This is a genomic window from Pseudomonas sp. A34-9, from assembly GCF_029543085.1.
Taxonomy (GTDB): Bacteria; Pseudomonadota; Gammaproteobacteria; order Pseudomonadales; family Pseudomonadaceae; genus Aquipseudomonas.
This window is the reverse complement of record NZ_CP119967.1, coordinates 3,636,854-3,657,065: the sequence shown is the minus strand read 5'-3', so window position 1 is coordinate 3,657,065 and position 20,212 is coordinate 3,636,854. Positions and strand designations below refer to the sequence as shown.

Annotated in this window: 18 protein-coding genes; 8 read left to right on the top strand and 10 right to left on the bottom strand. The window is 59.6% G+C overall.

The window, feature by feature from the left end; all coding sequences use genetic code 11:
• Nucleotides 1-91 precede the first annotated feature (91 nt).
• From P3G59_RS16205 to gstA, 3 genes are all read right to left on the bottom strand, one after another.
• On the bottom strand, nt 92-2,080 hold the full coding sequence (locus tag P3G59_RS16205; protein WP_277758051.1) for a U32 family peptidase: 1,989 nt from the start codon (nt 2,078-2,080) through the stop codon (nt 92-94).
• Between the two features lie 282 nt (nt 2,081-2,362).
• The gene (locus P3G59_RS16200) at nt 2,363-2,743 is read right to left on the bottom strand and encodes a RidA family protein (protein ID WP_007919637.1); all 381 of its coding nucleotides are present in this window, start codon (nt 2,741-2,743) and stop codon (nt 2,363-2,365) included.
• Between the two features lie 95 nt (nt 2,744-2,838).
• Complete coding sequence (gstA, locus tag P3G59_RS16195; RefSeq protein WP_277758050.1) at nt 2,839-3,450, bottom strand: glutathione transferase GstA; 612 nt, start codon at nt 3,448-3,450, stop codon at nt 2,839-2,841.
• A 110-nt stretch (nt 3,451-3,560) separates the two neighbouring features.
• Between gstA and P3G59_RS16190 the strand changes: the two genes are divergently transcribed.
• Together P3G59_RS16190 and P3G59_RS16185 are read left to right on the top strand one after the other, a co-directional pair.
• The gene (locus tag P3G59_RS16190) at nt 3,561-4,469 is read left to right on the top strand and encodes a transcriptional regulator GcvA (protein ID WP_277762170.1); all 909 of its coding nucleotides are present in this window, start codon (nt 3,561-3,563) and stop codon (nt 4,467-4,469) included.
• A 121-nt stretch (nt 4,470-4,590) separates the two neighbouring features.
• The gene (locus P3G59_RS16185; RefSeq protein WP_277758049.1) at nt 4,591-5,004 is read left to right on the top strand and encodes a cupin domain-containing protein; all 414 of its coding nucleotides are present in this window, start codon (nt 4,591-4,593) and stop codon (nt 5,002-5,004) included.
• 51 nt (nt 5,005-5,055) lie between these two features.
• Here P3G59_RS16185 and P3G59_RS16180 read toward each other — a convergent pair whose 3' ends face one another.
• Nucleotides 5,056-5,265: a hypothetical protein gene (locus tag P3G59_RS16180; protein WP_277758048.1), complete on the bottom strand. Its 210-nt coding sequence runs from the start codon at nt 5,263-5,265 to the stop codon at nt 5,056-5,058.
• Between the two features lie 210 nt (nt 5,266-5,475).
• On the opposite strand from P3G59_RS16180, the gene P3G59_RS16175 reads away from it, so the two are divergent.
• A complete protein-coding gene (locus P3G59_RS16175) occupies nt 5,476-5,715 on the top strand; it encodes a YceK/YidQ family lipoprotein (RefSeq protein WP_277758047.1) in 240 nt (79 codons plus the stop codon).
• Nucleotides 5,716-5,829: 114 nt separating this feature from the next.
• Here P3G59_RS16175 and P3G59_RS16170 read toward each other — a convergent pair whose 3' ends face one another.
• The 4 genes from P3G59_RS16170 to P3G59_RS16155 all read right to left on the bottom strand — a co-directional run bounded on the left by P3G59_RS16170 (nt 5,830) and on the right by P3G59_RS16155 (nt 10,918).
• Entirely contained in the window at nt 5,830-7,182 is a 1,353-nt protein-coding gene (locus tag P3G59_RS16170; protein ID WP_277758046.1) for a cytochrome c, read from the bottom strand.
• Between the two features lie 17 nt (nt 7,183-7,199).
• A complete protein-coding gene (locus tag P3G59_RS16165; RefSeq protein WP_277758045.1) occupies nt 7,200-9,452 on the bottom strand; it encodes a molybdopterin cofactor-binding domain-containing protein in 2,253 nt (750 codons plus the stop codon).
• On the bottom strand, nt 9,452-9,907 hold the full coding sequence (locus tag P3G59_RS16160) for a (2Fe-2S)-binding protein (RefSeq protein ID WP_277758044.1): 456 nt from the start codon (nt 9,905-9,907) through the stop codon (nt 9,452-9,454). The genes P3G59_RS16165 and P3G59_RS16160 overlap by 1 nt, the downstream gene beginning before the upstream one ends.
• 78 nt (nt 9,908-9,985) lie before the next feature.
• Nucleotides 9,986-10,918, bottom strand: a complete 933-nt coding sequence (locus P3G59_RS16155) for an AraC family transcriptional regulator (RefSeq protein ID WP_277758043.1) — start codon at nt 10,916-10,918, stop codon at nt 9,986-9,988.
• Nucleotides 10,919-11,148: 230 nt separating this feature from the next.
• Here P3G59_RS16155 and P3G59_RS16150 point away from each other — a divergent pair, with 230 nt between their 5' ends.
• The 3 genes from P3G59_RS16150 (at nt 11,149) to P3G59_RS16140 (ending at nt 16,211) form a co-directional block, all read left to right on the top strand.
• Nucleotides 11,149-12,357 (top strand): MFS transporter, encoded by a 1,209-nt coding sequence (locus P3G59_RS16150; protein WP_277758042.1) that lies wholly within the window; start codon nt 11,149-11,151, stop codon nt 12,355-12,357.
• Between the two features lie 264 nt (nt 12,358-12,621).
• A complete protein-coding gene (locus P3G59_RS16145; protein ID WP_277758041.1) occupies nt 12,622-14,898 on the top strand; it encodes an EAL domain-containing protein in 2,277 nt (758 codons plus the stop codon).
• 173 nt (nt 14,899-15,071) lie between these two features.
• On the top strand, nt 15,072-16,211 hold the full coding sequence (locus tag P3G59_RS16140; protein WP_277758040.1) for a sensor histidine kinase: 1,140 nt from the start codon (nt 15,072-15,074) through the stop codon (nt 16,209-16,211).
• 8 nt (nt 16,212-16,219) lie between these two features.
• Here the strand turns inward: P3G59_RS16140 and P3G59_RS16135 are convergent, their stop codons facing one another.
• Nucleotides 16,220-16,582, bottom strand: coding sequence for a response regulator (locus tag P3G59_RS16135; protein ID WP_277758039.1), 363 nt, complete (start codon nt 16,580-16,582; stop codon nt 16,220-16,222).
• A 24-nt stretch (nt 16,583-16,606) separates the two neighbouring features.
• Entirely contained in the window at nt 16,607-18,052 is a 1,446-nt protein-coding gene (locus P3G59_RS16130; protein WP_277762169.1) for an ATPase domain-containing protein, read from the bottom strand.
• Between the two features lie 264 nt (nt 18,053-18,316).
• Here P3G59_RS16130 and P3G59_RS16125 point away from each other — a divergent pair, with 264 nt between their 5' ends.
• Both P3G59_RS16125 and P3G59_RS16120 read left to right on the top strand, forming a co-directional pair.
• Nucleotides 18,317-18,751: a hypothetical protein gene (locus tag P3G59_RS16125; RefSeq protein ID WP_277758038.1), complete on the top strand. Its 435-nt coding sequence runs from the start codon at nt 18,317-18,319 to the stop codon at nt 18,749-18,751.
• Nucleotides 18,748-20,208, top strand: coding sequence for an ATPase domain-containing protein (locus P3G59_RS16120; protein ID WP_277758037.1), 1,461 nt, complete (start codon nt 18,748-18,750; stop codon nt 20,206-20,208). Before P3G59_RS16125 ends, P3G59_RS16120 begins: the two co-directional genes overlap by 4 nt.
• Nucleotides 20,209-20,212: the final 4 nt, after the last annotated feature.

The window sequence follows — 20,212 nt, the reverse complement described above, 5'->3', positions numbered from 1 at the left end:
GCAAGAAGTTGGCGTTTTTTTATGCCTGCGATTTGGCCAGGCAAAGCGGGGCAGGCGAGTACGGCGCCAAAGCACCGTACTCGCCAACCACTCAGTGCGGTGCGCGCGGGATGGTTTTCATCAGGTCTTCAGGGCTGATGTGGCCGACCACGCTGCCCGGTTGCGGCAGGTTGAGGATGTGGCCTTTCATCTTGCCGATGATGTGCATCTCGCACGGCTTGCAGTCGAACTTCAGCGTCAGCACTTCATCGCCGTGGATCAACTGCATCGGCGCGACTTTGGTGCGCACGCCGGTCACGCCTTTCGCCTGTTTCGGGCACAGGTTGAAAGAGAAGCGCAGGCAGTGCTTGGTGATCATCACCGGCACTTCGCCCGGCTCTTCGTGCGCTTCATACGCCGCGTCAATCAGCTTCACGCCGTGACGGTGGTAGAAGTCGCGGGCCTTCTGGTTGTAGACGTTGGCCAAAAACGTCAGGTGCGAATCCGGGTACACCGGCGGCGGGCTGGTTTCGGCTTTACGGCTGCCACGCGGATGAGCGGCGACACGGGCGGCAGTCAGGGCTTCGATCACTTCACGACGCAGGGCTTTAAGCTGCGAGTTGGGGATGAAGAACGCCTGTGGCGCATCCAGTTTGATGTCGGTGGCGTGGTACTGCGTGGTGCCGAGCTGGCCGAGCAGATCGCGCAATTGCTCGAGTGCTTGCTCAGGCTTGTTGGCCACGCCGAACGGGCCGTTGAGGGTGACGCTGGCGCTGATGCCTTCTTCACTGGTAGCGGTCACTTCCAGCTGCTCTTCGCGCAGACGCGCGATCCAGCTCAGGGCCACGCGACGCTCGGACGAAGTCTTTTGCAGCGCCTGTTGCCAGTTGTGATCGAGGTTGCGATTCAACGGATGGTTCGGGCGCAGCTTGTACAGGCCTTCCGGCATTTCGTTCGGCTCGACGCGGTAGCGATAGCGCTTCTCGCCGTCTTCTTCGAACTCGCCTTTGGCTTCAGCGATGTTGGCGCGGAAACCGACCACTTCGCGTTTGACCAGCACGTTGAGGCCGTCACCGTTGGACAGTGGCTCGTGAGTCACGACCTGCATGTCACGCTTGGCGACTTTTTCGACGATACCCACCGGCAAACCGGTGAAGGTCGGCGAGTCGAAAGCGCCGATGTCGATCTTGCGATCGGTGACGAAGTAGTCGGTGCTGCCACGGTGGAAGGTCTTTTCCGGGTCGGGCAGGAAGAAGTGCGCGGTGCGGCCGCTGGAAGCACGGGCCAGGTCCGGGCGATCTTCCAGTACGTCGTCGAGGCGCTGACGGTAATAGGCAGTGATGTTCTTCACATAGCCCATGTCTTTGTAGCGACCTTCGATCTTGAACGAACGCACACCGGCTTCAACCAGGTCGCGGATGTTGGCGCTCTGGTTGTTGTCTTTCATCGACAGCAGGTGCTTTTCGTAGGCGATCACGCCACCCTTTTCATCTTTGAGGGTGTACGGCAAACGGCAGGCCTGCGAGCAGTCACCACGGTTGGCACTGCGACCGGTCTGCGCGTGGGAAATATTGCACTGGCCGGAGAAGGCTACGCACAACGCGCCATGGATGAAGAATTCGATGGCGGCGTCGGTTTCGTCGGCGATCGCGCGGATTTCCTGCAGGTTCAGCTCGCGGGCCAGGACCAGTTGCGAGAAGCCGGCCTGATCGAGGAACTTCGCCCGCTCAAGGGTGCGGATGTCGGTCTGGGTCGAGGCGTGCAGCTCGATCGGCGGAATGTCCAGCTCCATCACGCCCAGATCCTGAACGATCAGCGCGTCGACGCCGGCGTCATATAACTGATGGATCAGCTTGCGCGCCGGCTCCAGTTCGTTGTCGTGCAGGATGGTGTTGATGGTGGTGAAGATGCGCGCGTGATACTTGCGGGCGAACTCGACCAGTTCGGCGATTTCGCCGACTTCGTTACAGGCGTTGTGGCGCGCGCCGAAGCTCGGGCCGCCGATGTAGACGGCGTCGGCGCCGTGCAGGATCGCCTCACGGGCGATGGCCACATCGCGGGCAGGGCTGAGCAATTCCAGATGATGCTTGGGCAAGGACATAGTTTTTTTAGTCAGGCTGTCACGGTTAGGCGCGCATTGTAGCCGCGAAACGCGCGCCCGGCACGCCTGCGCTGCCCGATGGCCATCGCAGGCCTGATCCCGCTTTTGTAGGAGTTGCGGCACGCGGCGATCTTTTGATCGTGTTTTCAACGATCAAAAGATCGCAGCCTCGTTCCACTCGACAGCTCCTACAGGACTTGGGCCGGACACAAAACCTTGCGTACGACAGTGAAACCTGTGGGAGCGAGCAAGCTCGCTCCCACAGGGTCTGGCGGTGTGAGGTCAGGCCTTGGCAGCCATCGCAGTTACTTCCACGCGCATGCCTTCAACGGCCAACGAGGCAACGCCGACCGCCGCACGCACTGGCCATGGTTTGGCGAAGTAGCGCTTGTAAACCTCATTGAATGCCGCGCGATCCGCCATGTCGGTGAGGTAGATGGTCAGGTGCATCACCCGGTCCATCGAGCTGCCGGCACGTTCCAGCGCCACCTTCAGCGCTTGCAGGGTGCATTCGCTTTGCAGGGTGATATCGCCCAGTTCCAGACTGCCATCGGCACGGGTCGGGATCTGCGTGGACATCATGATCCCGTTGAACGTGGTGACGTCCGACGAAATCGAGTCTGCGTCCGGATCGGGGGTGAAGGTGATGTCTTGGTTAGCCATGCGGATCCCTTGTTTGAGCGAGTAAAGATCGCAGCAGTTTACAGATTCGGGGCCGACATGGCCCGTTTGCGCACGGGCCGTCTGTTAGGGATTGATCAAACCGGCTGCGTCGCCGCTTCTGCCGCTATGGCTGCAACGACGCTGGGGCGGGCGGCGATGCGACGCGAGTGGGCGGCCAACGCCGGCCAGTCCTGCAGGTCGATATTGAAGTTTGGCAGCCACGTCAGCACGGTGAACAGGTAGGCATCGGCGACGCCGAATGTGCCCAGCAAATAGTCCTGATCCACCAGCCTGCGGTTCAGGTAGTCCAGGCGTTTGAACAGTTTTTGCGTAAAAATCGTTTTGGTCGCTTGGGGAATCTGCGCGTCAAACAGCGGTGCACAGCCACCGTGAATTTCCGCGCTGATGAAATTCAGGTATTCCTGCAAGCGCGTCCGCGCCCAACTGCCGAGTGTCGGCGCCAGCGCGCTATCGGGAACCTGATTGGCGAGGAGCTGCAAGATCGCCGGACCTTCTGTCAGCACTTCACCGTTATCCAGGACCAGCGCAGCGACGTAGCCCTTGGGGTTGATGTCGCGAAAGTCTTGCCCGTCGGCCGTGCGCTTGCTCTGGTTGTTGACGCGAATCAGCTCGAAGGGCAGGCCCGCTTCGCGCAACACAATGTGGGGCGCCAGCGAACAGGTCATGGGGGCGAAATACAGTTTCATGGCACTTCCAGTGGGTGAGGAAGTGTCAGCATCCCTTGCAGGGGCAGGGCTTCGCAAAGGTCATTTGCGGTGCTAGCGTATGACAAAATCTCATGAGTACTGAACTCGCCATGGTCGCCAGACTCCCTTCGCTCAATGGCTTGAAAGCGTTTGAATGTGCCGCTCGGCATATGAGTTTCACCAAGGCCGCCGAAGAACTGAATGTCACGCAAACTGCTATCAGCCATCAGATCCGCCGCTTGGAGGAGGAGTTGGGTGTGAGTCTGTTTCTGCGGCTGAAGGATGGGCTGGCGCTGACTGAACACGGCCAGACGTACTTGCCCGGGATTCGTGCGGCGTTCCAGGCGTTGCGCTATTCGACGCAGACGTTACTGGCGTCACACCACAATAGTGTGTTGACCATTAACACTTTGGTGTCGGTCGCCTCCAAATGGTTGTTGCCGCGATTGCCGTCCTTTCAGCAGGCGTTTCCCGCCATCGATGTCCGCATCAGCGCCTCCACCGACCTGGTGGATTTTCGTCACGGCGGCATTGATGCGGCGATTCGCTATGGTCGAGGTGACTGGAAAGGCTTGCGCGCCGATTTCCTGATGTCTGATGAGATTTTTCCGGTGTGCAGTCCGGCGTTGCTCGGCGGGTCGAAAAGCCTGAGCGCATCGGCCGATTTGCTCGAGCACACGTTGTTGCAAGTCAGTGGCATGACCGCCGGCGACTGGAACAACTGGCTGAGCGCCGCCGGTGAGCCTGCGCAACTGGCCGAGCGCCCGCGTCTGACCTTCGACCTGGCAATGATGGCCGTGCAAGCGGCGGTGGAAGGGCAGGGTGTGTGCATCGGGCGTTCGACGTATGTCGACGATGACCTGCGTGCGGGCCGGCTGGTTGCGCCCTTTGATCTGCGATTGAAGGATGACTTGGGTTTCTATTTGGTGACGCCCCATGAAACCGCCGATACCCGCAAGATCACGGCGTTCAGAACGTGGCTGCTGGCGCAACGCCCCGGCGACGCGGCATTTGTATAAGCGTGTATCAACCCCGTGCGAGGACACACGTAAACAACAAAGCCGGGCTTTGCGACACATCCCTTCTACATGCCGCGCCCACAGTAGAGGTCACCCCAACACGACCTTTGAGAGGCACGCCATGCACCGTCCACTGTTTCTGGCTACCGCAGCCATCTTCGCTTCGATGATCGGCTTCGCACACGCGGCCGACGCTCAACCCAAGAGCTGGCAGCAAGGGTTGAGCCGCACCGATCTGGTCCATCAGGATCTCGGCGCGGCCGACCGCGAAGTGATTCAGGCGCGGGTTGATTTCGAACCGGGCGTGACCTCGCCCCGGCATGCCCATCCGGGCGTGGAGGTCGCTTATGTGATCAGCGGCACGTTCGAGTATCAAATGGAGGGCAGGGCGCCGGTCACATTGAAGGCCGGGGATTCGCTGTTCATTCCGGAGGGCGTGGCGCATATCGCCCGTAATGTCGGTCAGGACAAAGGGTCGGAACTGGCAACTTACATCGTCAAGAAGGGTGAGCCGGTACTGATACTCAAACCGTAAGGCACAGGTCGGGCCCTGCCACGCTGGCAGGGCTGATGACCGTTAGGGAATCTAATGCAGGGTGACAACCCGGCGGCTCTCGCCAATGCGGATTCTGTCGAGTGCGCGGTTCAAGGCATCCAGCGCATCGAGCAGCGCCTTGGCCTCGGCTTCACGCCCATCCCCCCACAGACGTTCGGCCATTTTGTTCAAGGCCTGAATAGAGCGCTCGATGTCTGCTGCGGTGGCGGCCTCTTTGCTGACCGGCGGTTTTTTCGGCATTCAGGGTTCCTCGGGTGACGGTTAACGGTTCAGGCCAGTTAACCCGTCATGTGGCTTTTTCGATGTCTATTGCAGCACATCTGCCGTTAAGGATCGACTCGGGTCGGCCGATATCAGGAACTCGCCCAGTGTGGGTAGCCTGTGTTCGCTGGCGGCGGCAGTCGCGCTTCAATCAAATGCGAGGACCAAGGAAGTCATCAAGGACGTTACGTGTTTCGCAAACTGATATTGCTGGGTTTGATCGCCACGTTAGGTGGCTGTATGGCTACCGCCATGCGGATGGATTACGACAAACATCGCTGCCCCTACATCGGGCTACGTTTTGACTGGTGGCTGGTCGGCACATCGAAAGGCAAGCTGATCCCTTTTTTACTCATCGACGCGCCGTTTTCCTTGGTGGTCGACACCGTCTTTTTTCCCTTCGAGTATCAGTACAGCTGCAACCTTTGACGAAGATGCTAGCCCGGCAAGGGGAACGGCGGGCTCGCAACACACGCTCGCCGACTTGCTGGTCCCGCACCGTGCGCAGGACCAGCAAGTCGATGCTTTCCATCAGCTTCTCCTCTAGCGCATCTGCAGAATGATCGGGCTGCTGCTGGCCGGATCGGTATGTTCACGCAGCTTGCCAACCGCCTGTGCATCAACGGCATCGCCCTGATTGCCCCAGGTGCTGCGCATGAACGTCAGCACTTCGGCGATCTGCTGATCCGACAGCTGCTCACGGAAGGCCGGCATGCGATAGGCATCCGGTACACCGGCAGCCACGACACGTTGCGAACCATTGAGGGTGATGTTGATCGCCGAGGCGCTTTCCTTGGCCAGTGCGGAGGTGGCGCCCGCCAGCGGCGGCATCCATTCAGATTGACCCTTGCCGTCCAGGCCATGGCATGAAGCACAGCGCGTGACGTAGGTGTGGGCGCCGGGCGAGTCCAGACGTTCGGCTGCCGAAACCGCTTGGTACTGCCACGGCGCGCCATCCCGTTCGCGATCCCCTGGCAGCGACTTCAGGTAGTGGGCAATCGCGGTCAAATCATCATCGCTCATGAACTGCGTGGAGTTGTTGAACGCTTCGGTCATCGAGCCGTAAACCACCGCGTGTTTATTGCGACCGGTCTTGAGGAACTGCACGATCTCCGGCTCGCTCCAGCGGCCCAGCCCGGTGTTGTGATCATCACGCAGGCTCGGTGCGTACCAGCCGTCGAGCAAGGCGCCAGCGAGGTACGGCTGACTGGATTCATCCAGTGCCTTCTCGTTGAACGCCAAGCCGCGCGGCGTGTGGCAACTGCCGCAGTGCCCGGCGCCTTGAACGAGGTAAGCGCCACGGTTCCAGCGTTCATCCTGCGACGGTTTGGCCACGTAAGGCGCGGCGTCGACAAACACACCGTTCCACAGTGCAATCGGCCAGCGCAGGTTCAGCGGAAAGGCAATGGCACTGGGGATGTTCGCCTGCTTGACCGGGGCCACGCCTTTCATGAAGAACGCATACAGCGCTCGCACGTCGTCGTCACTGAGTTTGGCGTAGGACGGGTAGGGCATCGCCGGGTATAACCGGCGACTGTCGGGAGCCACGCCGTGGCGTACCGCTCGGTCGAAATCCGCCAGGCTGTAGTGGCCGATGCCGGTCTCCGTGTCCGGGGTGATATTGGTCGCATGGATTGAGCCTAGCGGCGTGGCCATTTCCAGGCCGCCGGCGAACGGCGCACCGCCCGGCACGCTGTGGCAGGCCACGCAATCGCTGAGCCTGGCGACGTATTCGCCACGGGTGACCAGCGCCGGGGCGATGTCGGCCACGGCGATCTGATGGTTTTCAAGGCGCGAGACGGGCTCGCGGGTGACATACCAGGCCAGCAGGCCCGCCGCGACGAGGCACGGCACTGCCAGCCAGCCAGCGGTTCTTGCGAATCGGCTGTTATTCATGGACGCTCCGGCGCGGGTCAAGTGAAGGTGTGTCGGCTCATGGGCAGGCTGCGCACCCGTTGGCCGGTGAGCCTTGCCACCGCGTTGGCGACGGCGGGCGCGACCGCTGGCAACGGCGGTTCACCGATGCCGCCCATTTTTTCCCCGCTCTCGACCACACGCACGTGTACCCGAGCCATCCGCGCAGGCGGCAGGATCGGATACAAGTCGTAGTTACGCGCCCGGGGTTTGCCATCCACCCACACGGCCTCTTCCACCAGAGTTTGCGACAGCCCCAGCGCAACGGCGCCATTGACCTGAGCCTCGACAATGGCCGGGTTGACGATGCTGCCGGGGTCAATCGCCTGCCAGATGTCGTGCACCTTGACCTGGCCGTTCTCGATGGACACCTCGGCGATCACCGCCGTCTCCGTACCAAAGGGCGAAGCCATCGCCACGCCGCGCGCACGTCGGCTGCCATCCTCGGCGGTAAACGGGCCGCGCTTCCAGCCTCCGGACAGTTCAGCCACTGCTTGCAGCAGCGTGGTCAGGCGTTTGTTGTCACGCAGCAGATGCAGGCGCAGGTCGAACGGGTCCTTGCCACCCTTGTCGGCCAGTTCGTCAAGGAACGATTCATAGAAGAAGTCGTTCAGCGAGTTGCCTACCGAACGCCAGTAACCGAGCATCGCCGGGCCTTTGACGTAGATCTGCGCGATGCGCTTGTTGGGGATCGCATAAGACTTGCCTGACAACCCTTCAAGTGCCGTGGGGTCGAGTTTTTCTCCCTGCTTGCCGGCGAGGGCTTCGGTCGGGCCTTCGGTGGCGCTGATCGCTTCGATTGCCAGCGGCCAGCCGTCGTTGTCCAGCGCGGCACGGAAATTCACTGCGGCAACCGGGCGGAGCACGTCACGCAGGAACTCTTCTTCGCGGCTCCAGATCAGTTTGACCGGGCGGCCGACCGCTTTGGACAGCGCGATCGCCTGCGGATAGGGACTGGCCGCGTCATAGAGAAAATGCCGGCCGAAGAATCCCCCCAGCAGCGGGGAATGCAAGGTGATGCGCGACAGATCCAACCCTGTGCGTTTGGCAATGTCGGCACGGAACATATCCGGCGCCTGATTCGGCAACCAGACTTCCAGCGAGCCGTCCGGATTGAATCGGGCCAGAGCTGAGGGTGGCTCCAGCTGCCCGTGGTTCAGGTACTGGTTGTGGTAAGTGGCGTCGATCCGGGTCTTGCTCTCCTTGAGAATTGCAGCCACGTCGCCTTCATGTTCATCATCTTTGGCGGGGCTTTTATCTTCAGCGAGGCGCTTGAACCAGGCATCGCTGGAAAAGTCGGCGGGCATCGGCCGCACTTGGCTGTCGGCCGTGGGCTCTTGCCAGTCGACCTGGATCGCCTCGACCGCACGTTTGGCGTGCCACCAGCGCTCGGCGACCACCGCCACGGCACCCGGCAGACGATGCACGGAATGCACGCCTTTCATCGCCTTGATCTGGTCTTCGTTGCGCAGGCTACCCACGGTCATTCCGAGGCGCGGGGCATGTTGAACGGCGGCGTGCAGCATGTCGTCGACCTTCAGGTCGATACTGTAGAGCGCCTTGCCGGTTGACTTGTCGTAGGCATCGACACGCTTGACCGGTTTGCCGATCCAGCGGAACTGGCTCGGATCACGCAGCGTCACGGAGGCCGGGTCAGGAACCGGCAGATCCATCGCGCGCTCGGCCAGTACACCGTAAGCCAGCGAGCGGCCCGTCTTGGCGTGCACGACTTTGCCTGGCTCGGTGCTCAACTCGCCGACTGGCACGCCAAGTTGTTGCGCGCCCGCCTGCAATAACATGGCGCGGGCGAGGGCGCCGAGACGGCGCATGACCGGGTAGCTCATGCGTACCGACATGCTGCCGCCGGTGATGCGCATGCCGTTGTCCATCACCACGTAAGCCTCTCCGGGCGGCGCGGCCTCAACCAGAAAGGTCGACGGGTCGGCATCCAGCTCTTCACCGACGATCTGCGCCATCGCCGTGAACGTGCCTTGTCCGCCTTCCATGAACGGGCAGAGCAGACGCACGCGGTTGTCCGGGCGGATCTCGAGAAACGCCGGGACCTGCGTGCCGCGCTCGGCCGTCGCCGCCGCAACGGCAGCTTGCACGCGTGTCGCACCCAGCGGCAGGCCGAAGCCGAGGACCAGAGCACCCACGGCGGTACCGGTCAGAAAACGTCTGCGCGAAACATTGATCGGTTCGTGCAGATCCAGTGGTGGGGCTTGCAGTGAAGGGTCGATACGAACGTTCATCACGCGTCTCCCTTGTCGGCCAGTTCATGCACGGCGGCATGAATGGCGTTGTAAGTCCCGCAGCGGCACAGATTGACCATCGCCGCTTCGATTTGCGCATCACTCGGTTTGGGATTTTGTTTGAGCAGCGCGGTGGCGGCCATCACCTGCCCGGACTGGCAGTAGCCGCACTGCGCGACCTGCAGATCGACCCAGGTCGAGACCACCCGTTTGCCCACTTCATCGCCTTCGATGGCTTCAATGGTGGTGACCTCGCGACCAACCACACCCGCCACCGGCGTGACGCACGAACGCACCACATTGCCGTCCACCAGTACGGAACAGGCGCCGCATTGCGCCAGTCCGCAGCCGTACTTGGTGCCGGTCATGCCCAGATCATCGCGGATCACCCACAGCAAGGGCGTATCGGCGTCGGCATCGACCTGATAGGTCTTCTGGTTGATTCGTAGTTCCATGGTTCACCCGCTTGATCATCGGTTGACGTGCATTGTTATTGGCGGTGACACGCGGCGAGGCGCACCACCGGTTTTCGTTCAATTCGCGACTGTGCCGAGCGCTTCTGCCTCGAACGGCTGCCCGCGCAAAAGGGCGATGTCACGGCTCGGCGCGGTGCCGAACAGCCGGCCATATTCGCGGCTGAACTGCGAAGGACTTTCATAGCCGACAGCAAACGCGGCCCGCGAGATGTCCAGGCGATCGACCAACATCAGCCGCCGCGCTTCGTTGAGCCGCAGCCATTTCTGGTACTGCAGCGGGCTCATGCCGGTTAGCTGGCGGAAATGGTGGTGAAAGGTCGGCGCGCTCATCTGCACCCGCGCGGCCAGTTCGTCGATGCGCAGTGCATGGGTGTAGTTGACCTTGAGCCAGTCAATGGCCTTGGCGATGCGATAGCCTTGGCCATCGACGGCCGTGATCTGCCGCAGGCGTGTGCCTTGATCGGTGTGCAGCAGCCGATAGTGGATTTCGCGCAGAATCAGCGGCGCCAGCACCGGGATCGCCTCGGGTTCATCGAGCAATGCCAGCAGGCGCTCGAGCGCGCCTTCCAGCGCAGACGACAGGCTGCCAATCGCGGCGCCCGTGCCCGTTGATGGCTGCCGCTTGGCCGGCAAGCCGCTCTTGGTGATGACCTCGGCGAGCATGCTGACATCCAGTTTCAGTACGAGGCCGACACAGGGTTGTGCGGGGCTTGCAAACAGCACTTCGGAGTTGGCCGGCAGATCCAGTGAGGTCACCAGAAACCGCGAAGGATCATAGCTGTAACCCTCGCCACCGACCCACAAGCGCTTTTCACCGCGACCCACGAGAATCAGGCTGGGTTCGATCATGCACACCACGGGCGGCGCCGGCTGGTCGCGACGAAACAACGACAAGCCGGGGATGGCCGTGGCGAAGTCACCCGGTACGCTCACTCGCGGATCGATGTGCAACGCCAAGGGCGATTCCTGGGGCAGAGAGGTAGGGATCATGTCGGGTCACTCCTGTTGACCGAACTCTAATCCGCGCACGAGACGTTTCCTATCCATCACCCTGCATCCTCAGAGGATCAGGCAAGCATTCAAGAGGAATGCACTAGGGAAGCGCCGGATTGACCGGGAGAATGTGTCTATCTGTTACAGGGGCAGTGCCCGGATGGGCGACAAACTGCTTGCCCCTGCGCATCACACCCAACCGTTTTTTCGCACCACAGGTCGTTGCCATGACGTTTCCATCTACAGATCCTTCTAAAACAACAGGCGGCTGGAGCGCCGTGCTGGCCATGTCGTTGGCCGCATTCGCCTTGGTCGCTTCAGAGTTCATGCCTGTCAGCCTGCTGACGCCCATCGCCGCAGACTTGCACATCACCGAAGGCCAGGCCGGGCAGGGCATTTCCGTGTCCGGTGCCTTTGCCTTGATCACCAGCCTGCTGATTGCGTCGGTTGCCGCACGCATCGAACGCAAGAAGCTGCTGCTGGGCCTGACCTTGCTGATGATCGTCTCCGGTACGGTCGTCGCGCTCGCGCCGGGCTACCCGTCATTCATGTTTGGACGTGCGTTGATCGGGATAGCGATCGGTGGTTTCTGGTCGCTGTCGGCGGCGACTGCAATGCGTCTGGTGCAGCCTGAACAGGTTGCGCGAGCGCTGGCCATCGTCAATGGCGGTAACGCGCTGGCCACGGTGATCGCCGCGCCGGCGGGCAGCTTCCTGGGTTCGCTGATCGGCTGGCGCGGCGCATTCTTCTGCGTGGTGCCGGTCGCCGCGCTGGCCGCCGTGTGGCTGCTGATCAGCCTGCCGTCCTTCAAGGCCGAGCGCCAGTCAGGCAGCGCCAACGTTCTGCGCCTGATGAAGCAGTTGCCAGTGGCCTTGGGCATGGTCGCGGTCAGCGTATTTTTCATGGGCCAGTTCATGCTGTTCACCTACCTGCGGCCCTTTCTTGAAGGCGTGACCGGCGTCAGCGTCTCAACGTTGTCGTTGATGCTGCTGGGGTTGGGACTGGCAGGGTTTATTGGCACCTTTCTGATTGAACGGTTTATGGGCCACGGCCTCTACCGCACGTTGACCGTCATCCCGCTGATCATGGCGGCGATCGCGCTGGCGCTAGTGAGCTTCGGTAAGTCGCCGCTGCTGACCGCCGTGTTGCTCGGCCTCTGGGGACTGGTCGCCACGGCCGCGCCGGTCGGCTGGTGGACGTGGCTGGCGCAGACGCTCCCGGATGACGCGGAGGCCGGAGGTGGCTTGCTTGTTGCCATTGTGCAACTAGCGATCGCGGGAGGGGCAATCATTGGCGGTCTGGCCTTTGATCTGAGCGGCTACAAAGCCACCTTCGAACTCAGCGCCGCCGTGTTAGTGGCCGCGTCTGTGCTGGCCTGGCTGGCGGGTCGCAATGCCACTGAAGTTCATCTTGTCGAGTCGAGCGCGACAGCCTGACGAGCGCCGCTGTTTCTCAGCGGCGGGGTTATGGACATGAGAAAAAGTGGCAATCAATCCTGATTGGAAAGGGCCGAGAGTCGAGGAAGCAACGTCAGTCCCGTGACGGCAATCTGATCCTGCTTTTTATGTGGGATCTGAGTCTGTTTTTAACAGGCCAACGCTCTATAGAGTGCATCTCCGACGCACAAGTGGACAGTGATCGGCCGCCACTATTTCTGGCTCTCTGAAGACCGGACGAATCGAGAGTCTTCAGGAATCACCATGAATACCCGTCCTGGCGTTCACCGCAAGACCCTTCCCGACTCGCAACGTGACATTCTCGGCATGATCGCGACCGATCAGCATCTGGGCGATGTACTCTGCGCCATCTGCCAGATGCTCGACACACAGACTCCCGAAACCTACTGCTCTATCCTGCTGGCGGATGCAGAGGGCAAGCACTTACTCAACGGCGCGGCACCAGGCCTGCCAGTCGAGTACAGCGCGGCGATAGATGGCATGGCCATTGGTCCGCAGGAAGGCACCTGCGGCACCGCGGCGTTCCGGCGCGAGCTTGTGGTCACCGAAGACATCGCCCGGGACCCGAACTGGGAACGTTTCCGCAGCCTGGCGCTGGGGCATAACCTGCGTTCCTGCTGGTCAGTGCCTTTGCTCTCCCATCAAGGAACGGTGTTGGGGACATTTGCCCTGTACCAAAAGAGCATCCATGCGCCGGACGAGGCGCAGATTCAACAACTGGTGTTTGCCGCGCAACTGGCCGTCATTGCGATCCGTCATGAGCGTGACGGTCGGCGCTTGGAGGAGAGCGAACAACGTTTTCGTTCATTGTTCACCTATAACCCCAACCCGGTGTTCGCCCTCGATCTGGCCGGCAACATCCAGAGCGTCAATCCTGCGGGCCTGAAGCTGAAACCGCAGACGGCCGTCAATTTCATCGGTCATCACTTTTCCCACCTGGTTCTCGATGAGGATCTGCAACGGGTCAGTCAGCATTTTTGCGCTGCCCGTGCCGGATCGCCTCAGCGCTTCGAGGCACAGCTTCGCGACGAAAGTGAGCAACTGTTGACCATGGATATCTCCAACCTGCCCATCATGGTCAACGGAGAGATCGTCGGAGTATTCGGCATTGCCCGGGACATCAGCGCGCAGAAACATTTCGAGCGCCAATTGAGCTTCAATGCCAGCCATGACCGGCTGACGGGTTTGCTTAACCGTGTTTCGCTTGAAGAGCGGCTTGCGCTGGATTGCCACATCAGTCGTCGGCGTAATCGTCGTCTGGCGGTGATGTGCATTGATCTGGATGGCTTTAAATCCATCAACGATTCGATCGGGCATTACTTCGGCGATCAGGTGCTGATCGAAGTGGCGCAACGCATGACCCAGCAAGTTCGTCCCGGTGACACCATCGTGCGCATGGGCGGTGACGAATTCATCGTGCTGCTGCCGGACCTGCTGCGTGACGAGGACGTAGTGCCAATAGCCGAGCGCCTGATGGCCAGCATTGCCAGACCCTACTGCATCCAGGGCATTGACCTGCATGTGAGTGCAAGTGTCGGCATCACCCTGAGCGATGGTCACATCGAGCAGCCGATGCAACTGATCCAGCAGGCTGACATGGCGATGTACAAAGCCAAGCAGCAAGGGCGCAACAACTTTCAGTGGTACACCAGCGACCTCAATCAGCGGGTTTGCGAGCACGCGAGCCTGCGCAATGACCTGCAAAAGGCTATCGAAACTCAATCCTTCCAGCTGCATTATCAGCCGCAGATAGACGCGCGCACGGGGCGGGTGGTCGGGATCGAAGCCTTGCTGCGCTGGGAGCATCCGGAAAAAGGATTTATCTCGCCTGCGGTGTTTGTGCCGGTGGCAGAGGACAGTGGTCAGATCATCCCGCTGAGCCTTTGGGTACTCGATACGGCCTGCGCGCAGTTGCGGCGGCTGGGCGAGCAGGGCATTACAGACATTTCGATGGCCGTGAATATTTCGCCGATGCATTTCCAGCGTGGGCAGTTCGTCGAGTGTATCCAGGCAGTGCTGAACAGGTACGAACTTAGCCCCGGGCAGTTGGAACTGGAGATTACCGAGTCGCTCTTGTTGCATAACGTTGAGCAGGCGATCGACACGTTGCACCAGCTCAAGGCTCTGGGTGTACGCATTGCGCTCGATGATTTCGGCACCGGTTATTCCAGCCTCAGCTACCTCAAGCGCTTACCCATCGATAAGATCAAGATTGACCGTTCTTTCATCCGCGATATCGCTACCGACCATCACGATGCCGCGATCACCCAAGGCATTATTTCCATGGCCCATCACCTCAGCCTGACGGTGGTCGCCGAAGGTGTGGAAACCAAGTCTCAAGTGGATTTCCTCAAGGGCAGTCGCTGCGATGTTTTTCAGGGGTATTACTTTGCCAAACCGATGCCCTGTGCAGACCTCGACGCTTTGCTTAGCCTTCGCGCGTCCCGGTCCCTGATGCCCGATCTTGTTTGTCCAAAAGCGTTTGGGGAGCTGAGCGCTTTAGACACAAGCTCTGCTTAACACGCCTTGCCGTAGACGGCATTCGAGTGTCAGTTCATGGCCAAACCCGCCGGTCGATAGTGTTTGGGTGCGTAATTCGAACCGCAATGGTCTAAGGTGAGCATCTGGCGAAGGCCTTGTGTACAGAATGGCGCCGTGTTGCGAAGCAGGGCGCCTCAATCAGAAGGACAGTCATGCGCCTTTCCAGCTTTTTAATCAGCAATATCGAACCGATTCTTCAGGAATGGGAGAATTTCGCTCGCACCATCTCTACAGGTTCCAAGGCGCTTGAGTCCGAGGAGTTGCGTGACCATGCGGAACAGATGCTACGGGCAATCGCCGCGGATCTTCTCACCCACCAGACACGCCAGGAACAGATCGAAAAATCCCAGGGGTTAGCGCCTGCCGATGATGACTCTGCCGCCAAGACCCACGCCATAACGCGACTGATGGCGGGTTTTACCATCGAGCAGGTGACCTCTGAATTCCGCGCACTTCGCACCAGTGTGACCAGTCACTGGATGAGGCAGGTGAAGGCGGGTGAGGAATTTGAAGTAGAGGACATGATTCGCTTCAACGAAGCCATTGATCAGGCACTTGCCGAGTCGATCAGCAGCTATACCGCCGCCGTACAAGCGTCCCGTGATGTCTTTCTAGGTGTTTTGGGGCACGACTTGCGTACACCGTTGAGTGCGATTCTGTTGGGAGCGGACGTACTGCTGCGCACGGATGAATTGGGAACGCGAGCGACGAAGATTGCATCGCGGATATATACAAGCGTCAAACGTGCTTCGCACATTGTCGGAGACCTGTTGGACTTCACCCGCTCGCAAATTGGCGGCGGGATCCCGATCCATCGAGTAGCACTCGACATCGCTCCGGTGTTTGAGCGAATCATCGATGAATCTCGAGCGGTCTACCCCGAGGCTGATATCCAGATAGAAATGGTTGAGAGTGTCAAAGGTAATTTTGATGGTGCGCGGCTTGAGCAGGTCTTCTCAAATCTGATCAGCAACGCCATACAACACGGCGCAGACCATTCACCCGTCAAGGTGAAGCTGGGCATCACGGGAGATTCCTTTCAGTTCTCCGTCCACAATATGGGGAAACCTATCCTGGAAGACGTACTGCCGTTTATCTTCAGTCCGATGGGACGTTACTCTCCCGAAGCGTCGACCGAAAACGGGCCGTATGCAAGTTTGGGGCTTGGCCTGTTTATCGTTGATCAGATCGTCAGCGCGCATAACGGGCGTATTGAAGTCTTATCCACGGTTGAAGATGGAACGGCATTTATCGTCACCATACCTGTTCAATCAGTCTTCGAGGTGGAATGAATCCGCCGTCATTGCTCAGTCAGGAGTCGTTTGGCGGTGGCCAGGATTGCGTCGATATTGAATGGCTTTTCGAGGACAGCATTGAACAAGTCCGACCTCTCCATACCAAGATGCGCTTGCGCGCCGCTGATCAGAATGATCGGTAACAAACGGGCAGAGGGTAAGTCGCGCACGGCCTGAGCGAATTCGAGACCGTCCATGACCGGCATCATGAAGTCGGTAATGATCAGGTCAGGCCGCTCTCGCTCGAGTACCTCGAGTCCTTTTTTGCCATTGCTGGCTTTTACGACCATGAAGCCTTCATCCTCCAGCGCAAAGCCGAGAATATCAGCGATCAAATATTCGTCGTCGACAACCAGGATGGTGGTCATGGGAATTCAACCTGAAGCAAAGACCTAGGAAAATGAACCGGGCAGCGCTGCTGGGATAGGAACGGGCGGTTCATTTCTTGAAGCCTTTTTCAGATCAACGTCCTGGTCACGGATGACGACTTCAAATCGCGAAGGGTCATAAGAGCTATCTCTGACTTTAAGAATGGAAATAGTTCTGCTTAGTTCAGAATGATTCTCGTAAAAGCGCATCAGCATCAGATTGTCGACAATGCTGGAAAGATCTGAGTTCGGCGCGCTGACCTCGGACCCGAACAGATCACGCATTTCCCAGGAAGCAAACACTGTGACGCCCCTGGAACGCAGTTCGTTCATGAGTGCACTGTAGAAGTCAGTAATTCGGGCCGGATTGGTCGAAACCCGTGTCATCCCGCTCAGGCTGTCGATGAATAAACGCTTGATGCCCTTTTCTTCAACGAGGCTCAGCAGTCTTGCGCCGAGGCCGTCCAGGAGACCTTCGGTGGTAGGTTGCCAGGCGATGCTCAACGCGCCGCTTTCTTCCATGCTTTTGATGTCGACGCCAAGTGATTGACCCTTCAGGCGCAACCGCTCAGGGCTTTCATAAAAGCCAAAGTGCAGGCCCGGTGCTTCCACCGTCGACTCACTCAGGAATTTGAGACCCAGTGTCGTCTTGCCTATTCCTGAGGGGCCTATGACCAGGGTCACGCTGGAACTGTGCAGGCCGCCACCCAATATGGCATCGAGGGAACGAATGCCGCTGGGTATGCGCGTCATGTTGGCGCTATCGGGCGAAGTAGGGTGGCTGTAGAGGCTTTCCAGGCGAGGATAAACCACCAGACCGTTCTCGGTGATTTCACACTCGTGAAGTCCGGTCAGGGCCGCGCTACCACGGGTTTTACGCAGTTGAATACGACGCACCGAGCGAGTGCCATAAAGCTCCTCGCCCATTTCGATCACACCGTCAACCATGGTGTGCTCGGGGCTGCCGTCATCCAGCCGGGAACTGGTCAGAAACAACACGGTGCATCCAGCAAATGCGGCGTGTCCTTGCAATTCAGAGATGAACTTCTTGGTGTCGATCGGCGAGTCGGCTTTGGAACGCGCGTTGAGCAAGCCGTCCACCACCATGACCGTGGCTTTCTGCCGGCTGATCTCACGTCTCAGCAGTTTGACGACTTCATCCAGGCCCTCGTTTTCCAGGGTATCGAACGCGCTGACGAACTGGATCTCGGCGCCTACTTTGGAAGAGTCGAAAAAGCTCAAGGTAGACAGAAACTGAAAAAGCCGGTCGTGGGATTCGGCAAGCAGTGTCGCTACCAGAACCCGGCCGCCATTGCGCGCATGATGGAACCCAAGTTGGTTGGCGAGGATCGTTTTGCCAGACCCCGGACGGCCCTGGATAATATAGGAGGCACCAGAGACCAGCCCCCCCTTGAGCAGAGCATCCAGGCCTTCGATTCCACTCTGAAGGCGATTTAACTTTTCCACAATGCGACCCTGATCTGAAACACGCTGTTAAACCGAATGCGTAGGATGCTAACGCCATTTCAACGTTGGAGCCATCGACAGTTTACTGATGTTTCAAGCGGCGGCGCCGGCAACGCTGTCCGTTCGCGTGAATTTGCTGCCAAGAACCCTCGATTTGGCGGATAAATGCCTGGAATTGAAAGTAAAGAAGCTTCTTTGGCCAATTGAGTCTCTGCGATCCGTTGCAGGGTGTACTATCGAGGTCTGTCCATCAGAAATCAGTTAGCCATGTCCGCGCTAAACGAAGAGAGCCGCCAGATCATCGCTGCTCTGGCGCACCGGGTTGGCCCTAATGCTGATTCTGCAAGGATCGCGCAAGCGATTGTCTCGACCTTGCAGGCCATGGACGCAGCCCTTACCCCCATCATTGGTCAGCAAGGGGTCGCCGCGCTGTATCGGCGCAGCCTTCATCTATGCGCTTCTCGGCACCCGCGTGTGGCCCGGCTTGCCGAGCGTGTGCAAGTCTTGCCGGATCTGAAAGCTCTGAACTCTGAACTCGTTACAGAAAGCGAAGCAGACGTCTTGTTCTTTGGTGAAGTGATGTTGATCACCTTTTATGAACTGCTCACTACGCTGATCGGGCCTTCGCTCACTGCACGCTTGCTTCACAACGTGTGGAAACCTTCTTTGAGCGACACATCTGCGCAGGAAAACTCGCCATGAACAGCAAAGTGACTATCAACCGCCTGGCCACCGGGGTGCCGGGACTGGACGAGGTGCTGGGCGGGGGATTGCCGGAGTTCTCGTTCAACCTCATCGCCGGCCCGCCGGGCTGCGGCAAAACTACCCTGGCGCATCAAATGATGTTCGCCCTGGCGACCCCCGAGCGCCCGGCTTTGTTCTTCACCGTGCTCGGCGAGCCGCCGTTGAAGATGCTGCGTTACCAACAGCAGTTCGACTTTTTCGACGACGCCGCCATCAATCAGTCGATCCGTTACATCAACCTGGCCAGTGACACCCTGGCAGGGGATCTGGACGAAGTGTTACGTCGAATCGTCGCTGAGGTCGAGGCGCACTCTCCGGCGCTGGTGTTCGTCGACTCGTTTCGTTCGGTGGTGCTGGCGAGCCAGACGCAGGACAACCCGAACAACAATCTGCCGCAGTTCGTTCAGCAACTGGGCATGCTGATGACCACCTGGCAGGCAACCACCTTCCTGATTGGCGAGTACTTCAGCGAAACCGACACCAATCCGATTTTCACCGTTGCCGATGGCCTGATCTGGCTGCGTCAAAGCGTTCAGCGCAATTCCATGGTGCGCAAGATGGAAATCATGAAGATGCGCGGCCAGCCGACGCTGCCGGGGCTGCACACCTTCCGTATCGCTACGTCGGGTATCAAGGTCTTTGCGCCGGCTTCGCTGAGCCCGATTGAAGCGCCCCTGACGTTTCCGATTCAGCGTTTGAAAATGGGCGTGCCACGGCTCGACGAGATGCTCGGCGGCGGCTTGCCTCGCGGTTATTCGCTACTGGTGGCCGGCCCCTCAGGTTCGGGCAAAAGCATTCTCGCTGCGACCTTTCTCGCGGAGGGTGCGCGCAATGGCGAGACCGGGGTGATCGCGGTATTTGAGCAACGCCCCAATCACTCTCAGAACGCCACCCTGGCCGGGTTGATTCAGGATGGCAAAGTCGGTCTGGTAGACAGCCGCGCACCGGACTTGTCCATCGACGAAATCGTCCAGTTGCTGTTGAGCGAGATCAATCGGCTGAAGGCTACACGTGTCGTGATTGACTCCCTGTCAGGCTTCGAACTGGCGCTGGCCCCGACATTCCGCGAAGACTTCCGTGAGTCGCTGTCACGCATGGTGAACGCGCTCACCCGTGCAGGTGTCAGCGTGTTGATGACCTCCGAGCTGGAGGACCGTTACACCGACCTGCGTTTCAGTCCTTACGGCACGGCGTTTCTCACCGACGCCATCATCGTTCAGCGCTACATAGAAGTGCAGAGCCGCCTGTTGCGCATCATGGCCGTGGTCAAGGTTCGGGCCAGTGCTCATTCCGATGAGCTGAGGTTGTACCAGATCGATGATGATGGCTTGCAGATCGGCGAAATGTTGCCGGACAGGGAAGGGCTGTTAGGGGGACGACCGACCCAACAGCGTACTGTCACATTCGAAGGATGAGCGA

Bases quoted from the DNA above. Each gene is read 5' to 3' on its own strand.
- P3G59_RS16125 (WP_277758038.1), top strand. From the start codon at position 18,317: ATGTCCGCGCTAAACGAAGAGAGCCGCCAGATCATCGCTGCTCTGGCG.
- P3G59_RS16150 (WP_277758042.1), top strand. From the start codon at position 11,149: ATGACGTTTCCATCTACAGATCCTTCTAAAACAACAGGCGGCTGGAGC.
- P3G59_RS16170 (WP_277758046.1), bottom strand. From the start codon at position 7,182: ATGAATAACAGCCGATTCGCAAGAACCGCTGGCTGGCTGGCAGTGCCG.
- P3G59_RS16135 (WP_277758039.1), bottom strand. From the start codon at position 16,582: ATGACCACCATCCTGGTTGTCGACGACGAATATTTGATCGCTGATATT.
- P3G59_RS16180 (WP_277758048.1), bottom strand. From the start codon at position 5,265: ATGCCGAAAAAACCGCCGGTCAGCAAAGAGGCCGCCACCGCAGCAGAC.
- P3G59_RS16120 (WP_277758037.1), top strand. From the start codon at position 18,748: ATGAACAGCAAAGTGACTATCAACCGCCTGGCCACCGGGGTGCCGGGA.
- P3G59_RS16155 (WP_277758043.1), bottom strand. From the start codon at position 10,918: ATGATCCCTACCTCTCTGCCCCAGGAATCGCCCTTGGCGTTGCACATC.
- P3G59_RS16160 (WP_277758044.1), bottom strand. From the start codon at position 9,907: ATGGAACTACGAATCAACCAGAAGACCTATCAGGTCGATGCCGACGCC.
- P3G59_RS16190 (WP_277762170.1), top strand. From the start codon at position 3,561: ATGGTCGCCAGACTCCCTTCGCTCAATGGCTTGAAAGCGTTTGAATGT.
- P3G59_RS16145 (WP_277758041.1), top strand. From the start codon at position 12,622: ATGAATACCCGTCCTGGCGTTCACCGCAAGACCCTTCCCGACTCGCAA.
- P3G59_RS16140 (WP_277758040.1), top strand. From the start codon at position 15,072: ATGCGCCTTTCCAGCTTTTTAATCAGCAATATCGAACCGATTCTTCAG.
- gstA (WP_277758050.1), bottom strand. From the start codon at position 3,450: ATGAAACTGTATTTCGCCCCCATGACCTGTTCGCTGGCGCCCCACATT.
- P3G59_RS16185 (WP_277758049.1), top strand. From the start codon at position 4,591: ATGCACCGTCCACTGTTTCTGGCTACCGCAGCCATCTTCGCTTCGATG.
- P3G59_RS16165 (WP_277758045.1), bottom strand. From the start codon at position 9,452: ATGAACGTTCGTATCGACCCTTCACTGCAAGCCCCACCACTGGATCTG.
- P3G59_RS16200 (WP_007919637.1), bottom strand. From the start codon at position 2,743: ATGGCTAACCAAGACATCACCTTCACCCCCGATCCGGACGCAGACTCG.
- P3G59_RS16205 (WP_277758051.1), bottom strand. From the start codon at position 2,080: ATGTCCTTGCCCAAGCATCATCTGGAATTGCTCAGCCCTGCCCGCGAT.